Raw genomic sequence first — 15,974 nt, 5'->3', positions numbered from 1 at the left:
CCCAGATGTGCGGAATCGTCGGCATGATGGGGCGTGGATCTGTCAACCAAGAGATCTACGACTCCCTTCTTCTTCTGCAGCACCGGGGTCAAGACTCCACGGGAATTGCGACCGCTGAGCCCAGCGGTGTGTTCCACGTTCACAAAGAGCGGGGGCAAGTGCGTGAAGCCTTCCGCACCCGCGACATGCGAGTGCTGCTCGGCAACATTGGTCTCGGCCACGTGCGCTATGCCACGAAGGGCACTGCGTCCAGCGAAGAAGAGGCCCAGCCTTTCTACGTCAACGCGCCCTATGGCATCGTGCTGGTGCACAACGGAAACCTCACCAATACGCGTGAACTGACCGAGGTGCTGTTCCGCAAAGACCGTCGACACCTCAACACGACCTCTGACACCGAGTTGCTCGTCAACGTGCTGGCCAACGAATTGCAGGCATCGATTTCGGGTGACGAACTGGTTCCTGAGCAGCTCTTCGACGCCGTCTCGCGGGTGCACGATCGGGTGGAAGGCTCATACGCGGCCATCGCCCTGATCGCGGGCTACGGTCTCTTGGCGTTTCGCGATCCATTCGGCATCCGGCCCTTGATTCTTGGCACCCGCAAGCATGAAGATGGCACCTACGAGTGGGTTGTAACGAGTGAATCGCTCGTGCTCGAAAACGGTGAGTTCGAGGTAGTGCGCGATGTGCTTCCCGGTGAGGCGATTTTCGTCGACCTTGAGGGACACCTTCACACCATGCAGTGCGCAAAAGAGACGCAGCTGGCACCGTGTTCGTTCGAATACGTCTACCTTGCGCGCCCTGACTCGATCATGAACGGCATCTCGGTCTACGAAGCCCGCTTGCGCATGGGTGATCGACTCGCAGACACGATCGCCAAGCACTCACCGGTCGACGAGATCGATGTCGTGATGCCAATTCCCGACTCCTCACGGCCTGCCGCGATGCAGGTGGCCCGCAAGCTCGGAATTGAATACCGCGAGGGCTTCTACAAGAACCGCTATGTCGGCCGCACCTTCATCATGCCCGGGCACGCGGTGCGCAAGAAGAGCGTGCGTCAGAAGCTCAACGCGATGTCGAGTGAGTTCAAGGGCAAGAACGTGCTGCTGATCGACGACTCGATTGTTCGTGGCACGACCTCCAAAGAGATCATTCAGATGGCACGCGATGCGGGCGCGAAGTCCGTCGCCTTCGCGTCAGCGGCGCCGCCGGTGCGGTACCCGCACGTCTATGGCATCAACATGCCGTCGCGCCACGAGCTGGTCGCCCATGGCCGCACGATTCCAGAGATCGCCGAAGAGCTCGGTGCCGATTACATGGTGTACCAAGAGGTCGATGACCTGAAGGCCGCCATTCTCGAGGGCTCGGACGTCGACGATCTTGACATGAGCTGCTTCGACGGTCGCTACGTCACCGGCACCGTGTCAGACGAGTACCTCGCCTGGGTCGAGGGCGCTCAAGAGTCCTAGCGGCGCGCTGCGCTGCTGACGCGCCTCCTGTGCGCCCGCTGCGCGCCCGCGCCTGATGCCGAAACTAGGCTCCGTGCACGAGACATGTTGCACAGCGTCTCGTTTCGCGCACGAAACCTAGTCTCGATGAATGTGACCGGCTATGCAGAAGCGCCGTCGAGCACTTCGAGGAACGCCTTCATCCACGTGCCGTTGTCGGGCCAAGCGCGCGAACTGACCAGGTTGCCGTCGACGACAGCTCCGCCATTCTCGAAGACACCGCCTACAACCTCGACGTCGATTGCAAGCTCCGGGTACGCGGCCGAGGTGCGTCCTTCTAGTACGCCAGCGGCAGCGAGCAGCAAGGGACCGTGGCAGGTCGCTGCCACGGGATTGTTCTTCTCGAAGAAGTAGCGAACGATTCGCTTGGCTTCTTCGTTGTTGCGCAGGTACTCGGGGGCGCGGCCACCGGGCACGACGATGGCGACATAGTCGGCGGGGTCAACATCTGCGAGAGCGATGTCGGCGTCCCAGGTGTGCCCGAGCTTCTCGGTGTAGGTGGCGAAGTCGTCAACGAAGTCATGCACGACGAACTGAAGCTTGCGCTTTTCGGGGGCGCCGATGTGCACTTCATAGCCGGCTTCTTGCAGCCGGTGCAGCGGATAGAAGACCTCGAGGGTTTCGGCGGCATCGCCGGTGATGATGAGAATCTTGCTGGTCATGGTGGTTCCTTTCACGACAACGTTGTGTGCGGTTCCAGGGTGCGCCCCGCCTGGTTGTTGATGCGAGGACGATTCTCACGATGTGCGAAACACATTCGAAGTACACAGGCCTACACTGACCGTATGAGCACGACGAAGAGCTCTCGAGACAGCGCTGGCATTCGCTCGGCTGATCGAACACTCGCGATATTGGATGCTGTGGGCTCGGCGCCCGACGGACTCACCGCCGCAGAGCTCTCGCACGCCCTCGCGCTGTCGCCTGCGACGACGTACCGGCTGCTTGCGACCCTTCAGGAACACGATTACCTCGTTCGCTCCCGCGAATCGCGCTACATTCTGGGCCGCGCCGTTGACGAGCTGGGTCGTGCGGTGCGCGCGCAGATCCTCGCCACGCCTGACGCGCGACGGGTGTTGTCAGGCATGAGGGATGCTGCGCGAGCACCCGCGTACCTTACGGTTTTTCGCGGTGACGATATCGCAGTGGCGCACGTGGCTGACTCCGCGCAGCATCCACGAATTGGGCAACTTCACGTGGGATTCGCCGAGTCGGCACACATCACCGCTTTTGGGAAGATCATGCTGGCAGAGAAGGATGCTGCTTCTCTCACGCGGTACCTCGATCGCCACGGTGCCCGCGCGCTGACCGCCCACTCGATTACAAACGAAGCCGCACTGCGAGAGCAGCTTGATGAGGTGCGCGCGCTGCAGATCGCGACCGAGGTGGAAGAGTACATGCCGAAGCTGGCATGTATTGCAGCGCCGGTGCGCGGGCGCAGCGGCCGCACCATCGGGGCAGTGTCGGTTTCGACCACCGCCGAAGACTTCGCTTCGCGAGCGCATGACTTAGAACGCATCGTGCGCCGGGGAGCGTGGCACGTGGCTAGCGCGAGCCCGGGGGTGTAGTCCTCGCTGAAACGCAGGGGGCGTGCAGCCCGCGCGAAGCGGAGTGAGCGGGCGGGCTTAGGGTGGGACGAGTGAAACCTGCCCCCACGCGCCCGCTGTGGCAGGGGCGTTCACTCGCCCTCGTCGGCATTCTGCTGTTGGCCTTCTCGTTGCGATCTGCGGTGGCGTCGCTATCGCCACTGTTCGACTACATCGAGCGGGACTTCACACTCTCGGCGTCCGTCATCGGGCTGATCGCCACTGTGCCACCCGTGTGCTTCGCCGTCTTCGGCCTGTTGACGCCAGCTTTCGAGAGACGGCTTGGCCTCGAACCACTCGCAGTGCTCGCATTCTTCATCGTGGCGCTGGGGCTGGTAGCCCGTAGCTTCGCTACCAATGCGATGCTGATGCTTGCGGGAACGACGATCATCTTCGCGGCCATTGGGGTGGCGAACATTCTGTTGCCGCCGTTGGTGAAACGCTACTTTCCCGACCGGATTGGACTGATCACCGGGCTCTATTCGGCCACGATGGCAGTGTCGACATTCCTTCCTCCCTTGATTGCCGTTCCCGTGGCAGACACGACCAACTGGCGCGCGTCGCTCGGGATGTGGGCGCTCTTCGCCCTGATGGCGACAGTGCCATGGATCGCGTTGATCTCGCGTGCACGTGCCAGCACTCGAAACCTGGACCAGTCAGCCGATGTCGAACCGCCCAACCCTCGGGTGTTTAGCCGCATGCTCAGGTTGCCCTCGGCGTGTGCGCTCATGGTGGGGTTCAGCGCCGCAGGGGTGGTGGCCTACACATCGTTCTCTTGGCTACCGCGAATGCTCGTCGACACGGCAGGCGTGACGCCCGTCGCCGCCGGCGTGCTGCTTTCGTTGTTCGCGGCGGTTGGATTGCCCGCGTCACTGGTGGTGCCGTTGCTTGTCGTCCGGTACCACGCTACGCGGGCGCTCTACGGGATCGCCGTCACAGCAGGTTTGGTCGGTATTGCAGGTTTGCTCTGGGCTCCGGCGCTCGCCCCCTGGCTATGGGTGCTGATGCTGAGTGGACCCACCCTGCTCTTTCCGCTCACACTCGTTCTGCTCAATGTGCGCACCAGCACGCATGAAGGCGCAGTCGCGCTCAGTGGCTTCGTGCAGAGCGTTGGCTATGGCCTGGGTGCGGTGTTTCCACTGACGATCGGACTGATTCACGAGGCCACTGGGTCATGGACGATCCCGCTGATCATGCTTGCGCTGGCCGTGTCGGCGGCGGTCCCGGCTGGGGTGGTGGCATCGCGACGTCACACCGTCGAGGAGGAATGGGAGCGCAAGCACGGCGCGTGGTGATCGGGTAGCGCACATGAGGTGGACGGCAGACTCCCAGTGGTTTCGCGAGCTGCATTGTTAGCGTCGCGCCATGACGCACGAATCCCTCGCCATCGAGCGCAGCATTCGCGCCGACATCGCAGCGGCCGAGCGAAGCGATCGTCCTGTTCGCCAGCTCATGCGCAGTGCGCGTGGGTGGATAGCTGAGCACCCTCGGCTCGAATTCGCGTACCGTGTCGCCGTTGCGGTTGCCGGTAGCGTGCTCGCCGTCGCTGGGCTGATTCTCGTTCCGCTACCGGGCCCAGGGTGGCTCGTGGTGTTCCTCGGACTTGCCGTGCTGGGCACGGAGTTCTACTGGGCACACCGAATCGCGCTATGGCTCAAGAGCACGCTTGATCGCTTCTGGCAGTGGTGGAAACAACGCCGAGCGCTACGAGCCGCGCGCCGAACACGCGCGTAGAGGGTTGCTAGGCCCGCTCTAGTTCGTCTTCATCCTCGTCGGCGTAAAGATCCGCCCACTTGTCGACGTACTGGTCTTCCTCGGGGTGCCCCAGTTCTCTTTCGAGCGCTGAGGTGTTCAAACTCGGGCTGTAGGACTTGAGCTCACGAGCGATCTTGGTGTGCTTTGCCTTCTGACGGCCACGACCCATGCGAGACCCCCTCATTTCTGAGCTGCGGGCGGTGCGAGTGCCCGCTTCAACGTTGGTCGGCTGTAAGCCGGTAAGAGTAGCATTCAGAATAACACGGAGCCTCCGCACTTCGGCGGTTCCGCCTGCTTGAGTACGCGGTGTCGAAGGAGCCCACACATGACGAACGACGCACCCGACCCTACAAACCAGCCGACTGATGACGAATCAGTGCGCGGTGCGGTCATTGTTGGGATCATTCCTGATCAGTCACCGAGAGTGCTTAAAGAGGCAGCACGCTATGCCGGTCTGCTCGGCGCGCCACTGTTGATTGTTCACGTCGATGTCACGCGCTTCGTGACCTATGAAGACCCTGACGGCTACGTTCATTCGGCTCCGATCGATATCAACATCGCCGCTGGCGATAGTGATCTGGTCTTGGTGCACCAAGCGGCAGCCGAGGTGCTGGCTGACTCGAGCGTGGACTGGAGCGTGCGCCAGCTCGTAGGGGATCCCGCGATGGCGATGAAACACCTTGCTGAGCAGGTCGACGCCAAGCTCATTGTCGTCGGCACCCGCAAGCGGGGGCTTGGTGAGTCGATTCGTGAGTTCTTCACTGGCTCAGTGGGCGCGAGACTCGCTCACCGTCAACACCGCACGCTCTTGGTGGTGCCGCTCGGCGAAGCAACGCCAGACGACGAAGAGATCTGGCCCGCCTGACCGATTACTGGCCCGCTCGGGTGACTAGCCCTGCAGTGCCCGGGTGAGGGTCTGGCCTGCTTCGTCGAGAGCAGCTTCGAGCGCACTCACCGTTTCTGCATTCAGGTTTCCACCCCGTGCCACGTGTGAACGCAGGTCGCCGCGCACCCGACCACGGAATTCGTTGATGATGCTGTCGGCGCGGTTGAGCTGCTCTCGGCTGCGTCCACGGGCATCGTCGGCAGGTGGTGTTTCACGGGCTGAGTCCTGCTCCTCGCGGCTCGCCGCGGCGAGATCTGCGCGCAGGCTGCGCATCGCTTCGCGCACATTGCCCCGGACTTCGTCGGCAATCAGCCGCACCGAGTCAGTGAGTCCGGCTTCGATGCCCTCAAGATCGCTGGCTCGGGCAAGTACTTCTGCGTGGCCTGCGTCGGTAATGGCATAGACGGTTTTGCGGCCGTCCACTGACTTTGACACAAGGCCTTCTTCTTCGAGCTTTGCCAAGCGAGGATAGATCGTGCCGGCACTCGGGGTATAGGTTCCTCCGGTGCGGTCAGACAGCGCCTGGATGATGTCGTACCCGTGGCGGGGGCCCTCGTCGAGCAAGTTGAGCAGGTACAGGCGCAGGTCGCCGTGTGAAAAGACGGGACTCATCGCTGATCCTCCGATGCAGGATCAGAACCTTCTTGCTGCACGGCGGGCGCAGCATCCGGACCTGTTGGTGTGCGTCGAAGAACGGTGACATCTCCCGAGACGGAGTTTGCACGCACGTCGACAAATGATCCGCTGAGTTCGCCGACCGAACTGACGAAATTGGTGGTTGGCCCCGTGCCTTGGCCGGACCGCACGTGGCCATCAATCTGCACTCGGCCGCTCACGCTGCGCACAACGTAGTTCGCCGGGTAACCCTCGTCGAGGCGGATGGTGGTTGTGCCGCCCACCGTGTTGAGGTTTATCGCCTGCACCGGTCCGTCGGAGTCGATCAGAATGCCACCCGAGACGGTGTCTGCGGTGGCCTTTCGAAGCGTTCCTGTCGCCGCGACGTCGCCCGACACCGAGTTGGCGTTCAGCGAGCCGATCACGCCGCGTGCGTTGACGTCGCCCGAGACCGCGTTGACGCTGACGTCACCCGTAATGCCGTCAACGATGATGTCGCCGCTCACGGTGTTGAGGCGCGCGTCGCTTTTGATCCCCGCCACGAGGGCGCTTGCGCTGACGACGCCAAGGGAGAGGGCGACCTCACGGGGGACTGCGACGCTGATCTCGGCTTGCGGCCCGCCGGATCCGAAGTTTCGGAAGACCTCGAGAAAGTTATCCCACCGCAGCTGAGGGTGGTCAATCTCGAGCACGTCGCCAGAGACCTCGATGCGCAGATCTTTGATCGTCACGCCGTGAACTTCAATACGCGCACCCGGTTCATCGTGTGCAACGACGTCGATTTGGCCTCCAACGAGACCGATCTTGAGCGAGCGCACAGATTCGATCTCGATCACGCGCGTTTCGCCCGGGTGGATGATCCACTTTTCCAGGGTCATGGTGACACTCCAAGGGTGAGGGGGTGAAGATCGCGATATATCGCGTCAAGTCAGGATAACACGATATATCGCGACTTTCGAGAATGATTCAGGCTCGGGGCTTGACTTTGACGTTGCGTCAACCTTTAGCGTGAAGATTGTTCATGCCAACGGGAGAGGAGATCCGCCATGACATCGTGGTCGATCCAGCAGGTCGCCAAGATTGCCGGCACCACCAGTCGCGCCCTGCGCCACTATGGCGAGATCGGCCTGCTGAACCCGTCGAGCATCGCGCACAACGGATATCGCTACTACGACGAGCAGTCGCTGTTGCGGTTGCAGCGGATCCTGCTGCTTCGTGATCTGGGCCTTGGGCTGCCTCAGATCGCGGAGGTGCTGGATCGCGAGGTGCCAGAAACCCTCGCGCTCGAAAACCACCTCGCGTGGTTGACCCAGGAACAAGACCGGCTCGCCCGACAGGTCGCGTCGGTGTACACCACGCTCAACGCTCTGAGAGGAGGTGAAGAACTAATGGCAGAGAAGATGTTTGATGGCTTCGACCACACGCATTACAAAGACGAAGTCGAGCAAAGATGGGGCACGAAGGCCTACGTCGACAGTGACAATTGGTGGCGCTCAAAGTCGAAGGACGAGCAGGCGACGTGGAAGCAACGCCTGGCCGATCTCAACAACGATTGGATTAGCGCAGCGGAAGCGGGCATGAAACCTGAAGGTGCAGAAGCGCAGGCGCTCGCAGAGCGCCACGTCCAGTGGCTGCGGGCAACGCCTGGCGCCCCGAGTGACACCAAGGCATACGTAATGGGCCTCGCCGACATGTACGTCGCTGACGATCGGTTTGCTGCGAACTACGCCACCGCGTCAGGTGGAGTGGCTGGCGCAGAGTTCGTGCGTGATGCACTTCACGTGTATGCGAACAGGCACCTATAGCAACAGAAACGGCGAATGCCGCGACCTGGGGGAGTCGCGGCATTCGCCGTTCTTCGCTGGAGTCGGAGCTAGCCGACCTTCTTTCCGCTGATGAGTCGGAATAGCAAGGCGATGAGGGCGATCACGCCCACGATCAGGGCGACCCAAAGCAAGAAGCCAAGTGCTTCGCCAAGGCTTCCAACGATGGCCAGTACGACGGCAATGACAATGATGATGATCAATGCGAGATTCATGGAGGGTGCTCCTTCTCTTTCGCAACCACAGACAGGGAGTCCCGCGGTTGATGCCTCTTGGGCACGCAGATGACTCTTTCATGTGCGAAAAATACATGCGTGGGGGTTGCGCTCACTATCCCGATAGTGCTAGAGCCAACCGCAATAGGGGCATGCTTCAGATCTGTCAAGCCCCTGGCTGCTCCCTCAGCGTCTTCGTAATGTCGAACTGATGAGCCGATTGCGCGAATGGGGGAGCTATGCCGAAAGGCCGGGGATCAAACAGCCTGAAGGATGCGGGGCTATACGAAGAGTTGCGCGATGACGGGGCGTCTAAAGAAAAAGCGGCACGGATTTCGAACGCTGCCGCCCGCGACGGGCGCAAGACGGTAGGCCGCCGAGGTGGCGAGTCAGGTTCATACGAAGACTGGACGGTCGGCGAACTGAAGAGCCGCGCGAAAGAACTCGGTCTCAGTGGATACTCGCGCAAGCGAAAAGCGGAGCTCACCTCAATGCTTCGCGACCACTGAACGGTCGTCCCGTGGTGAGACTCACGCACGTTCGTCCACTGGACGATCGTGGCTATAGAAGAGTGCGTGCGGGTAGCGGCTTTCGCTACATCGACGAGCGCGGCCGGCCGGTCAGTTCTCGTCACGTTGATCGAATTCGGGCGCTCGTCATTCCGCCTGCGTGGCAGAACGTGTGGATCAGCGTGCGCGCTGATGGTCACATTCAGGCAGTTGGCACGGATGGCGCAGGGCGCAGACAATACATCTATCACCCCGAGTGGAGTGCGGGTCGCGATCGCGGAAAGTTTGCGCGTGCCCTCTTGCTCGCTGAATCGTTGCCACGAGCTCGCGCCCGTGTGACCGTCTCGTTGCGTCGACCTGACCTTGATCGTGAACGCGTGCTTGCCACCGCATTTCGGTTGCTTGACCAGGCGGCTCCACGAATCGGGTCGGAGCGCTATCTAGTCGCGCATGGCAGTCGAGGGCTCACTACGTTGCAGCGTCGAGACGCGAACGTGGTTGGGTCGCGCGTGTCACTCGTCTTCCCCGGCAAGAGTGGCAAGCGTCAGTCACTCGAGGTCAATGATGAGGATCTTGCCGAGGCGATGGCGCTCCTCGCCACCGGACGCTCACGGTCTGCGCTTTTGGCGTGGCAACGAGGACGTCGACGAGTCGCGCTCTCGCCGAACGATGTGAACGAGTACGTGCGGGTGCTCACCGGCGGGCGCTTCACTGCGAAGGACTTTCGCACGTTGCGAGGCACAATCCTCGCGGCTGAGGCGCTCGCGCATATCGGTGAGGCGGACTCGACGTCAGCTCAAAAACGTGCCGAGCGGCTCGCCGTAAACGCCACAGCAGATGCGCTCGGCAACACACCCAGCGTTGCGCGCGGTTCATACATCGATCCGCGCGTGTTCAAGCGCTACCGTGACGGGCATCTGCTCGATCTATCGATCACACCTGAGAAGGCGATACGCGCACTGATCACGCCCCACCGCTCACTGCAGTAGCGTGGCAAGATGCCGCAACCGGTCGAACTGCGCGTATTGGGACTGGTGATCCTCGGCGGTGCCGTCGGAGTGCTGGCCCGAGCGGCGGTGATTCTTCCTCTCGCCGATGCCCCGGCCGTGCCGTGGGCGACATTCGCAGTGAACGTGGCCGGATCGTTGCTTCTCGGCTTTGTCGTCGGAGTATTGGGTGATGAGTTTCCCCGGTGGCGTGCTTTTCTCGGCACCGGGGTGCTCGGCGGCTTTACGACCTACAGTGCCTTCGCGGTTCACTCGGTGCAATTGAGTCCCACGCCGCTCGTTGCGATCGTGCTTATGAGCGTTTCTTTGTTCGCGGGAGCTTGCGCTGCGCTGGCTGGCATTGTCTTTGGCCGTCGAGCGCGCCCGAGCGCCGCCCTCGAACCGGAGACTGCAGAGTGAGCGCGTCGCTTCTGTTGTGGCTGGCGCTCGCCGGAGGTCTTGGCGCTGGTGCCCGATATGTGATCGACCGCCTGCTTCCCGCCCGCGACGGCGGCTTCGCGTGGGGTATCTTTTTCGTCAACGTCAGCGGCTCATTTGCCCTCGGAGTGCTCACGGGGCTCGGGTCTGCCGTAGCATCCGACCTCGTCGTCATTCTGGGGGTGGGGCTCCTCGGCGGGTACACGACCTTCAGCACGGTTTCCGTAGAAACGGTGCTGTTGGTCGAACGTCGTCGATGGGTGGATGCTGCCGGCACGCTATTCGGGACGTTGGCGCTCGCGGTGGGGGCTGCTGCATTGGGTTATGCACTTGCAACCTGGATTGCGACTCTCACCGAATCCTCATGAAACAATAAAGGGCCGATACACTCCCGTATCCACCTGACGTCGCTCGAACGTCAGGTCTGCATGACCGTCAGTTAAGGCCCTCTGTGTCGAACCTCGCCATCCTGAGCCTCAAGAACCGCGCCCTGATCGCTCTGGTGACAATTGTCGCCGCGCTCTTCGGTGGAATCGCGCTTACGAGCCTCAAACAAGAACTCATCCCTTCGATCGAGTTCCCGGCCGTCATCATCATCTCGACCTACCCCGGTGCATCGCCCGATGTGGTCAACAACGATGTGTCGACTCCAATCGAAGAAGCGATCCAGGGGGTGCCTGGTCTCGAATCCACCACCGCGACGAGCACGACCAACGCATCAGTGGTGCAGGCATCGTTCGCGTACGGCACTGATCTCGGAACCGCTGAGCAGAAGCTGACGCAAGCGATCAATCGCATCTCGAACCAGCTCCCCGACGATGTCGATCCGCAGGTGATTCTCGCAAGCATCGACGATCTGCCGGTTATCCAGATCGCAGTGACGGGCTACGACGATCCCGAGACCATTCAGGCTGAGCTTGAAGCCAGCGTGATCCCCGAGCTCGAAGATGTCGATGGCGTCAACGCGGCGGGAATCGTCGGTGGTGTCGGGCAGCGCGTCACGATAACGCCAGACCAGGCAGAACTGGCCGCAGCTGGCTACAGCCAACAGGCGATCACTGATGCGCTGGAACAGAACGGCGTGCTCTTCCCCGGTGGCCAGATCACCGAGGGCGACGAGACTCTCACCGTTCAGACTGGATCGAAGCTGACCAGTGTCGAAGATGTTTCGGCCCTGCCGCTGGTACCCAGCACAGCAGAGCAGTTGCAGGCGGATGTGGTCACGATCGGCGACGTTGCCTCGGTGGAGCAAGAGCAAGATCCTGTCACCAGCATCTCGCGTGTTGATGGCGAGCCCGCGCTGACAATCGCGATCACGAAACTTCCCTCAGCGAACACCGTCGACGTGTCTTCCGGTGTGCTGGCGATTCTGCCCGATCTCGAAGAGTCGCTGGGTGGTGCGACATTCACCGTTGTCTTCGACCAGGCGCCTTATATCCAGGAGTCGATCGATACTCTTGCGAAAGAGGGAATGCTCGGCCTCATCTTCGCAGTGCTGGTCATTTTGGTTTTCTTGCTCTCGGTACGCGCCACGCTTGTTACGGCGATCTCGATCCCGACAAGTGTGTTGATCACCTTTATCGGTATCCAAACATTCGGCTACTCGCTGAACATCCTGACCCTTGGTGCTCTCACCATCTCGATCGGTCGCGTCGTTGATGATGCCATCGTCGTTATTGAGAACATCAAGCGCCACTACGTCGGGGATGCCGACAAGAAGGCGTCGATTCTGCTGGGTGTACGTGAGGTGGCCTCGGCTATCACCTCGTCCACTCTGACGACCGTCGCGGTCTTCTTGCCGATCGCCTTCGTCGGCGACGTGACCGGTGAGCTGTTCCGTCCATTCGCCCTGACCGTCACGATCGCGATGACCGCATCGTTGCTCGTTGCGCTGACGATCGTCCCGGTGCTCGCCTACTGGTTCTTGCGCCCCGGAAAGCCGCTGCTCGACGAGAACGGTCAGCAGATCGACCCCGAGAATCCGTCAGCTCCGCTCAGCCGCCTGCAGCGAGGCTACGTGCCGATCCTTGGGTGGACCCTCAAGCATTCTTGGACGACGTTGCTTCTCGCCGTGCTGGTGCTTGCGGGAACCGTGGCCGTTGCGCCATTCATGAAAACCAATTTCTTGGGTGACAGCGGGCAGAACACCTTCACGGTGACTCAGGATCTTGGTCCGGCGCCAAGCCTCGAAACTGAAGAAGCGGCAGCCGAGCCCGTCGAAGCTGTGCTCTTGGGTATCGATGGCGTCGAAACGGTGCAGGTATCGATCGGCACAAGCGGTTCGGCACTTGCGGACGCCTTCTCGGGCGGCGGCTCGGGTGTCACTTACTCGGTGACTACTGACCCCGGCTTTGACCAGGTAGAGATCCGCGAAGAGGTCACCGAAGCTGTTGCAGACCTTGACGACGTCGGAACTGTCACCGTGGGCTCCTCGCAGGGCGGATTCGGCGGCAGCGATATTGCCATCGACGTCACCGCTCCCGACGCATCGACCCTGCAGGAGGCGACTGACGCAGTCGTGGCCGCAGTCGAAGACCAAGACGGCATTGGCCAGGTATCAAGCAACCTGTCGTCATCATTGCCATACATCGCGGTTGAGGTTGACGCCGACGCGGCCGCGGCGGTGGGTCTGTCTGAGGTTGCCGTTGGGGCGATCGTTTCCAACACCATGCAGGCTCAGTCGATCGGCACGGTAGAAGTCGACGACACGGCTTTGACCGTCTACCTTGCTGCAGCGGAGAGTCCGCAGACTCTTGACGAGCTTCGTGAGTTGAGCATTCCCACCGCGGTCGGAGTCGTTCCCCTTGAAGAAATCGCGAAGGTCGAGAACAGCTTCGGTCCGGCGTCGATCACTAGCGAAGGCGGACAGCGCACGTCGACCGTGACGGTGACGCCGTCGACCGACGATCTCGCGGCCGCAACGACGACCGTGACTGAAGCGTTGGAAGACGCAGACCTGCCAGCATCGGCGGATGCCGAACTCGGCGGCGTGGTCACGCAGCAGCAGGATGCATTCACGCAGCTAGGCCTGGCGATGCTCGCGGCCATTCTGATCGTGTACATCATCATGGTCGCGACCTTTAAGTCGCTGCGTCAGCCGCTCCTGTTGCTCGTGTCGATTCCCTTCGCTGCGACCGGCGCGATTTTGCTGCAGATTGCAACGGGCGTTCCGCTCGGTGTCGCTTCGCTGATCGGCGTGCTGATGCTGATCGGCATCGTTGTCACGAACGCGATCGTGCTCGTCGACTTGGTCAACCAGTACCGCGAGAAGGGGCTCACCTCTCACGACGCAACCCTCGCTGGTGGTGCTCGACGACTGCGGCCGATTCTGATGACTGCCCTCGCGACGATCTTCGCGTTGACGCCTATGGCGATGGGTATCACCGGGCAAGGTGGCTTCATCTCGCAGCCACTTGCGATCGTTGTGATCGGTGGACTCATCTCGTCGACAGTGCTCACCCTGCTGGTACTTCCCACGCTCTACAACCTCGTGGAGGGAGCAAAGGAACGCCGCGCCGAGCGCAAGCGCCGCCGCGATGACGACGCCTCGGTCACCGGTGGTGAAGGTGGTGACGCGCCTGAGACTGGCGCTGCGCTTGCCGCTGGCGGGGCTTCGGCTGTTGCCGTTGCTCCACCTGAGACACGACGCGAGCGGCGTGAACGAGAGCATGCTGAGGCGCTTGCCGCGGCCAGCGCATCCGCTGAGCCCGAGCAGACGCTCGATACCGTCGGTGTCGACAGCGCTACTGTTGCCGCAGCCGCCGTCGAGCCAGACGAGTCGGTGACCGAGAACGGAGAAGGCAGCGGCAACGCTCTTGCTGAAGACCCCATCGATGCAACTGATGATGAGGCTGCTGCACAAGACGAGGAAGCCGTCGACGCGGTAGATGCGGAAGCTGCCACTGCGGAATCGTCGGAGCCCGAACCCGTCGACCACGGCGAGTCTTTCGTCGAGGTCGATTCGACCGACGAAGTAGAGCCCGCACTCGATGACTCGGGTGATGATGCAGACTCGGTCGAGAACGCATCAGACAACGAGATCGTCGACAGCATTCCCGAGTGGAGTGAAGATTCACCCTCAGATGGCTCACCTAGTGACCAGAACGATCACCGCGAATGAGCGATGAAAAGAGGGCTGCGTGATCACGCAGCCCCCTTTTTTACTGTTGCGATGAAGGTTCCTAGGAGTTGCGCTGCAACCAAGGTCGAAGCATGCGTGTGACCCAGGGCAGTACGAAGTAGGTCATGACCGGGGTGAGCATTACGGTCGCCAGCAGAATGCGCAATACCAGCGGCCATTCTTCGAACCCCGGCACGAAGCCGAGTGCCCACGAGGTGAGCAGGTTCATCGGAAAGAAGCCGATCCAGATGACGATTGCTTGTTTCCACCGGGGCGGCGCTACCGGTATTGGCTGCTGAACCGGGCCGGTGCTCACTGCCTCGGCAGCACGAGCGTCGACGTGCGTTGCGGCCGCGGCATCGAACCACCCCTCGATGCCCGTTCGCCGTTCCGCGCGCACCTCGTTTGCGAAGGCACGACCACTGTCGAGCCACCACTCGCGCTGCGAAGACTGCTCCCATTCTTCGAGGGTCGCGAGATCGCGGAACCGGTACAGCATGTACCAGAGGTCGCTTGTTTCGCCGGCACGTACCCAACCGGATCCCAAGAATCCGGGAAAGGCCGTAGCGAGGTCGGTACCTGCCTGCATCCAGCTTGTGGCTTCGCGCGTGCGGGTGGGGTCGATGCGTCGTTCGATGGCGACGGTGATGGAGTGGGCGTCGAGTTCTGCCATGCCAACCATTCTGCGTGCAGTGAGAGCTGTGGCCGTCCATAGCGATGCGGAGCCAGTTCTCAGGTGCCTCCGCTAGGCTCTCGGAGTCGGCTCTGGACACCGCGACGTGCGCGGGTTTTGGGTTTGTGAGTCCAAGGGGCCGATGGTTTAGACGCTTCCGTCTTTACGACCATCACGTTGAATGGCCCCCGGCCGACGATAGTCCGGGATACTCCGTGCCGCTGAGGCGGCTAGCGTTTGTGCGCGATCTGTGGAGCGCTGTTCTCAAGAGAACAACCCAGAAGGACACCACCATGCCTAAGAGCAAGAAGCCTGCCGGCGGACGCCCCGCCAAGAACTTTGAACCGCGCTACGGCGCGACCACCAGCTATCAGGACCGCAAGCGCCGCCCCGGTGAGTCATCGAACGGCACCCAGGGAAGCAAGAGCCCGAGTCACCGCGGCTATCGACCCGCAGAGTCTTCGGATGGCGCGCCCAAGCGTCGTTGGAACGCGCAAGAGCGTGCTGGCCGTGACGAAGCGCGTGGTATTCGCACTCACGCCGGGTCTGACCGCGGGCCCCGTCGTGATGACCGCAATGATCGCCCGAATCGTTCGTATGACGATCGCGCTCCGCGTCGTGATGACCGTAGTGATCGTCCGAATCGTTCGTATGACAGCAAGGCTCCGCGTCGTGATGACCGTAGCGATCGCCCTGCGCGTTCCTACGACAACAAGGCCCCGCGTCGTGATGACCGTAGTGATCGTCCGAATCGTTCGTATGACGATCGTGCTCCGCGTCGTGATGACCGTAGCGATCGCCCTGCGCGTTCCTACGACAACAAGGCCCCGCGTCGTGATGACCGTAGTGATCGTCCGAATCGTTCG

General features: G+C 61.7%; 17 protein-coding genes and 1 pseudogene. 12 read left to right on the top strand and 6 right to left on the bottom strand.

Annotated features, from left to right (window positions below; all coding sequences use genetic code 11):
• Window positions 1-5: 5 nt before the first annotated feature.
• Window positions 6-1,466: an amidophosphoribosyltransferase gene (purF, locus tag AB0O81_RS07575; RefSeq protein ID WP_363582863.1), complete on the top strand. Its 1,461-nt coding sequence runs from the start codon at window positions 6-8 to the stop codon at window positions 1,464-1,466.
• A 140-nt stretch (window positions 1,467-1,606) separates the two neighbouring features.
• On the opposite strand, the gene AB0O81_RS07570 is transcribed toward purF, so the two are convergent.
• On the bottom strand, window positions 1,607-2,167 hold the full coding sequence (locus tag AB0O81_RS07570; RefSeq protein WP_363582860.1) for a DJ-1/PfpI family protein: 561 nt from the start codon (window positions 2,165-2,167) through the stop codon (window positions 1,607-1,609).
• 123 nt (window positions 2,168-2,290) lie between these two features.
• Between AB0O81_RS07570 and AB0O81_RS07565 the strand changes: the two genes are divergently transcribed.
• The 3 genes from AB0O81_RS07565 (at window position 2,291) to AB0O81_RS07555 (ending at window position 4,822) form a co-directional block, all read left to right on the top strand.
• The gene (locus AB0O81_RS07565; RefSeq protein ID WP_363582858.1) at window positions 2,291-3,070 is read left to right on the top strand and encodes an IclR family transcriptional regulator; all 780 of its coding nucleotides are present in this window, start codon (window positions 2,291-2,293) and stop codon (window positions 3,068-3,070) included.
• A 71-nt stretch (window positions 3,071-3,141) separates the two neighbouring features.
• Window positions 3,142-4,383, top strand: a complete 1,242-nt coding sequence (locus AB0O81_RS07560; RefSeq protein ID WP_363582856.1) for an MFS transporter — start codon at window positions 3,142-3,144, stop codon at window positions 4,381-4,383.
• 70 nt (window positions 4,384-4,453) lie between these two features.
• The gene (locus AB0O81_RS07555; protein ID WP_363582854.1) at window positions 4,454-4,822 is read left to right on the top strand and encodes a TIGR02611 family protein; all 369 of its coding nucleotides are present in this window, start codon (window positions 4,454-4,456) and stop codon (window positions 4,820-4,822) included.
• A 7-nt stretch (window positions 4,823-4,829) separates the two neighbouring features.
• Here the strand turns inward: AB0O81_RS07555 and AB0O81_RS07550 are convergent, their stop codons facing one another.
• Window positions 4,830-5,012 (bottom strand): DUF3073 domain-containing protein, encoded by a 183-nt coding sequence (locus AB0O81_RS07550; RefSeq protein ID WP_363582852.1) that lies wholly within the window; start codon window positions 5,010-5,012, stop codon window positions 4,830-4,832.
• Window positions 5,013-5,168: 156 nt separating this feature from the next.
• Between AB0O81_RS07550 and AB0O81_RS07545 the strand changes: the two genes are divergently transcribed.
• Window positions 5,169-5,708, top strand: a complete 540-nt coding sequence (locus AB0O81_RS07545; protein ID WP_363582850.1) for a universal stress protein — start codon at window positions 5,169-5,171, stop codon at window positions 5,706-5,708.
• Between the two features lie 24 nt (window positions 5,709-5,732).
• Here AB0O81_RS07545 and AB0O81_RS07540 read toward each other — a convergent pair whose 3' ends face one another.
• Both AB0O81_RS07540 and AB0O81_RS07535 read right to left on the bottom strand, forming a co-directional pair.
• Entirely contained in the window at window positions 5,733-6,341 is a 609-nt protein-coding gene (locus tag AB0O81_RS07540) for a PadR family transcriptional regulator (protein ID WP_363582848.1), read from the bottom strand.
• Window positions 6,338-7,222: a DUF4097 family beta strand repeat-containing protein gene (locus AB0O81_RS07535; RefSeq protein ID WP_363582846.1), complete on the bottom strand. Its 885-nt coding sequence runs from the start codon at window positions 7,220-7,222 to the stop codon at window positions 6,338-6,340. The genes AB0O81_RS07540 and AB0O81_RS07535 overlap by 4 nt, the downstream gene beginning before the upstream one ends.
• Window positions 7,223-7,390: 168 nt before the next feature.
• On the opposite strand from AB0O81_RS07535, the gene AB0O81_RS07530 reads away from it, so the two are divergent.
• Window positions 7,391-8,149, top strand: coding sequence for a TipAS antibiotic-recognition domain-containing protein (locus AB0O81_RS07530; RefSeq protein WP_363582844.1), 759 nt, complete (start codon window positions 7,391-7,393; stop codon window positions 8,147-8,149).
• Between the two features lie 68 nt (window positions 8,150-8,217).
• On the opposite strand, the gene AB0O81_RS07525 is transcribed toward AB0O81_RS07530, so the two are convergent.
• Window positions 8,218-8,382, bottom strand: a complete 165-nt coding sequence (locus AB0O81_RS07525) for a hypothetical protein (protein WP_363582842.1) — start codon at window positions 8,380-8,382, stop codon at window positions 8,218-8,220.
• A 239-nt stretch (window positions 8,383-8,621) separates the two neighbouring features.
• On the opposite strand from AB0O81_RS07525, the gene AB0O81_RS07520 reads away from it, so the two are divergent.
• The 5 genes from AB0O81_RS07520 to AB0O81_RS07500 all read left to right on the top strand — a co-directional run bounded on the left by AB0O81_RS07520 (window position 8,622) and on the right by AB0O81_RS07500 (window position 14,435).
• Entirely contained in the window at window positions 8,622-8,891 is a 270-nt protein-coding gene (locus tag AB0O81_RS07520) for a Rho termination factor N-terminal domain-containing protein (RefSeq protein ID WP_363582840.1), read from the top strand.
• An 11-nt stretch (window positions 8,892-8,902) separates the two neighbouring features.
• Window positions 8,903-9,880 (top strand): DNA topoisomerase IB, encoded by a 978-nt coding sequence (locus tag AB0O81_RS07515; RefSeq protein ID WP_363582838.1) that lies wholly within the window; start codon window positions 8,903-8,905, stop codon window positions 9,878-9,880.
• Between the two features lie 9 nt (window positions 9,881-9,889).
• Window positions 9,890-10,297, top strand: coding sequence for a CrcB family protein (locus AB0O81_RS07510; protein WP_363582836.1), 408 nt, complete (start codon window positions 9,890-9,892; stop codon window positions 10,295-10,297).
• Window positions 10,294-10,683, top strand: coding sequence for a CrcB family protein (locus AB0O81_RS07505; protein WP_363582834.1), 390 nt, complete (start codon window positions 10,294-10,296; stop codon window positions 10,681-10,683). The genes AB0O81_RS07510 and AB0O81_RS07505 overlap by 4 nt, the downstream gene beginning before the upstream one ends.
• Before the next feature lie 83 nt (window positions 10,684-10,766).
• Window positions 10,767-14,435 (top strand): efflux RND transporter permease subunit, encoded by a 3,669-nt coding sequence (locus AB0O81_RS07500; protein WP_363582832.1) that lies wholly within the window; start codon window positions 10,767-10,769, stop codon window positions 14,433-14,435.
• A gap of 61 nt (window positions 14,436-14,496) precedes the next feature.
• On the opposite strand, the gene AB0O81_RS07495 is transcribed toward AB0O81_RS07500, so the two are convergent.
• Window positions 14,497-15,108: an antibiotic biosynthesis monooxygenase gene (locus AB0O81_RS07495; RefSeq protein WP_363582830.1), complete on the bottom strand. Its 612-nt coding sequence runs from the start codon at window positions 15,106-15,108 to the stop codon at window positions 14,497-14,499.
• Between the two features lie 293 nt (window positions 15,109-15,401).
• On the opposite strand from AB0O81_RS07495, the pseudogene AB0O81_RS07490 reads away from it, so the two are divergent.
• Window positions 15,402-15,974, top strand: a pseudogene (locus tag AB0O81_RS07490) (ATP-dependent helicase); the annotation flags it as partial.

Origin of the sequence: Microbacterium sp. NPDC076911, assembly GCF_040687125.1 — a bacterium.
GTDB lineage: Bacteria > Actinomycetota > Actinomycetes > Actinomycetales > Microbacteriaceae > Microbacterium.
This window is presented reverse-complemented; position numbering and strand designations above follow the sequence as displayed.

What these genes read in the sequence shown, in the direction of transcription:
- AB0O81_RS07530 (WP_363582844.1), top strand. Translation starts at nt 7,391, where the DNA reads ATGACATCGTGGTCGATCCAGCAGGTCGCCAAGATTGCCGGCACCACC.
- AB0O81_RS07555 (WP_363582854.1), top strand. Translation starts at nt 4,454, where the DNA reads ATGACGCACGAATCCCTCGCCATCGAGCGCAGCATTCGCGCCGACATC.
- AB0O81_RS07570 (WP_363582860.1), bottom strand. Translation starts at nt 2,167, where the DNA reads ATGACCAGCAAGATTCTCATCATCACCGGCGATGCCGCCGAAACCCTC.
- purF (WP_363582863.1), top strand. Translation starts at nt 6, where the DNA reads ATGTGCGGAATCGTCGGCATGATGGGGCGTGGATCTGTCAACCAAGAG.
- AB0O81_RS07495 (WP_363582830.1), bottom strand. Translation starts at nt 15,108, where the DNA reads ATGGCAGAACTCGACGCCCACTCCATCACCGTCGCCATCGAACGACGC.
- AB0O81_RS07525 (WP_363582842.1), bottom strand. Translation starts at nt 8,382, where the DNA reads ATGAATCTCGCATTGATCATCATCATTGTCATTGCCGTCGTACTGGCC.
- AB0O81_RS07550 (WP_363582852.1), bottom strand. Translation starts at nt 5,012, where the DNA reads ATGGGTCGTGGCCGTCAGAAGGCAAAGCACACCAAGATCGCTCGTGAG.
- AB0O81_RS07510 (WP_363582836.1), top strand. Translation starts at nt 9,890, where the DNA reads ATGCCGCAACCGGTCGAACTGCGCGTATTGGGACTGGTGATCCTCGGC.
- AB0O81_RS07565 (WP_363582858.1), top strand. Translation starts at nt 2,291, where the DNA reads ATGAGCACGACGAAGAGCTCTCGAGACAGCGCTGGCATTCGCTCGGCT.
- AB0O81_RS07520 (WP_363582840.1), top strand. Translation starts at nt 8,622, where the DNA reads ATGCCGAAAGGCCGGGGATCAAACAGCCTGAAGGATGCGGGGCTATAC.
- AB0O81_RS07535 (WP_363582846.1), bottom strand. Translation starts at nt 7,222, where the DNA reads ATGACCCTGGAAAAGTGGATCATCCACCCGGGCGAAACGCGCGTGATC.
- AB0O81_RS07540 (WP_363582848.1), bottom strand. Translation starts at nt 6,341, where the DNA reads ATGAGTCCCGTCTTTTCACACGGCGACCTGCGCCTGTACCTGCTCAAC.
- AB0O81_RS07545 (WP_363582850.1), top strand. Translation starts at nt 5,169, where the DNA reads ATGACGAACGACGCACCCGACCCTACAAACCAGCCGACTGATGACGAA.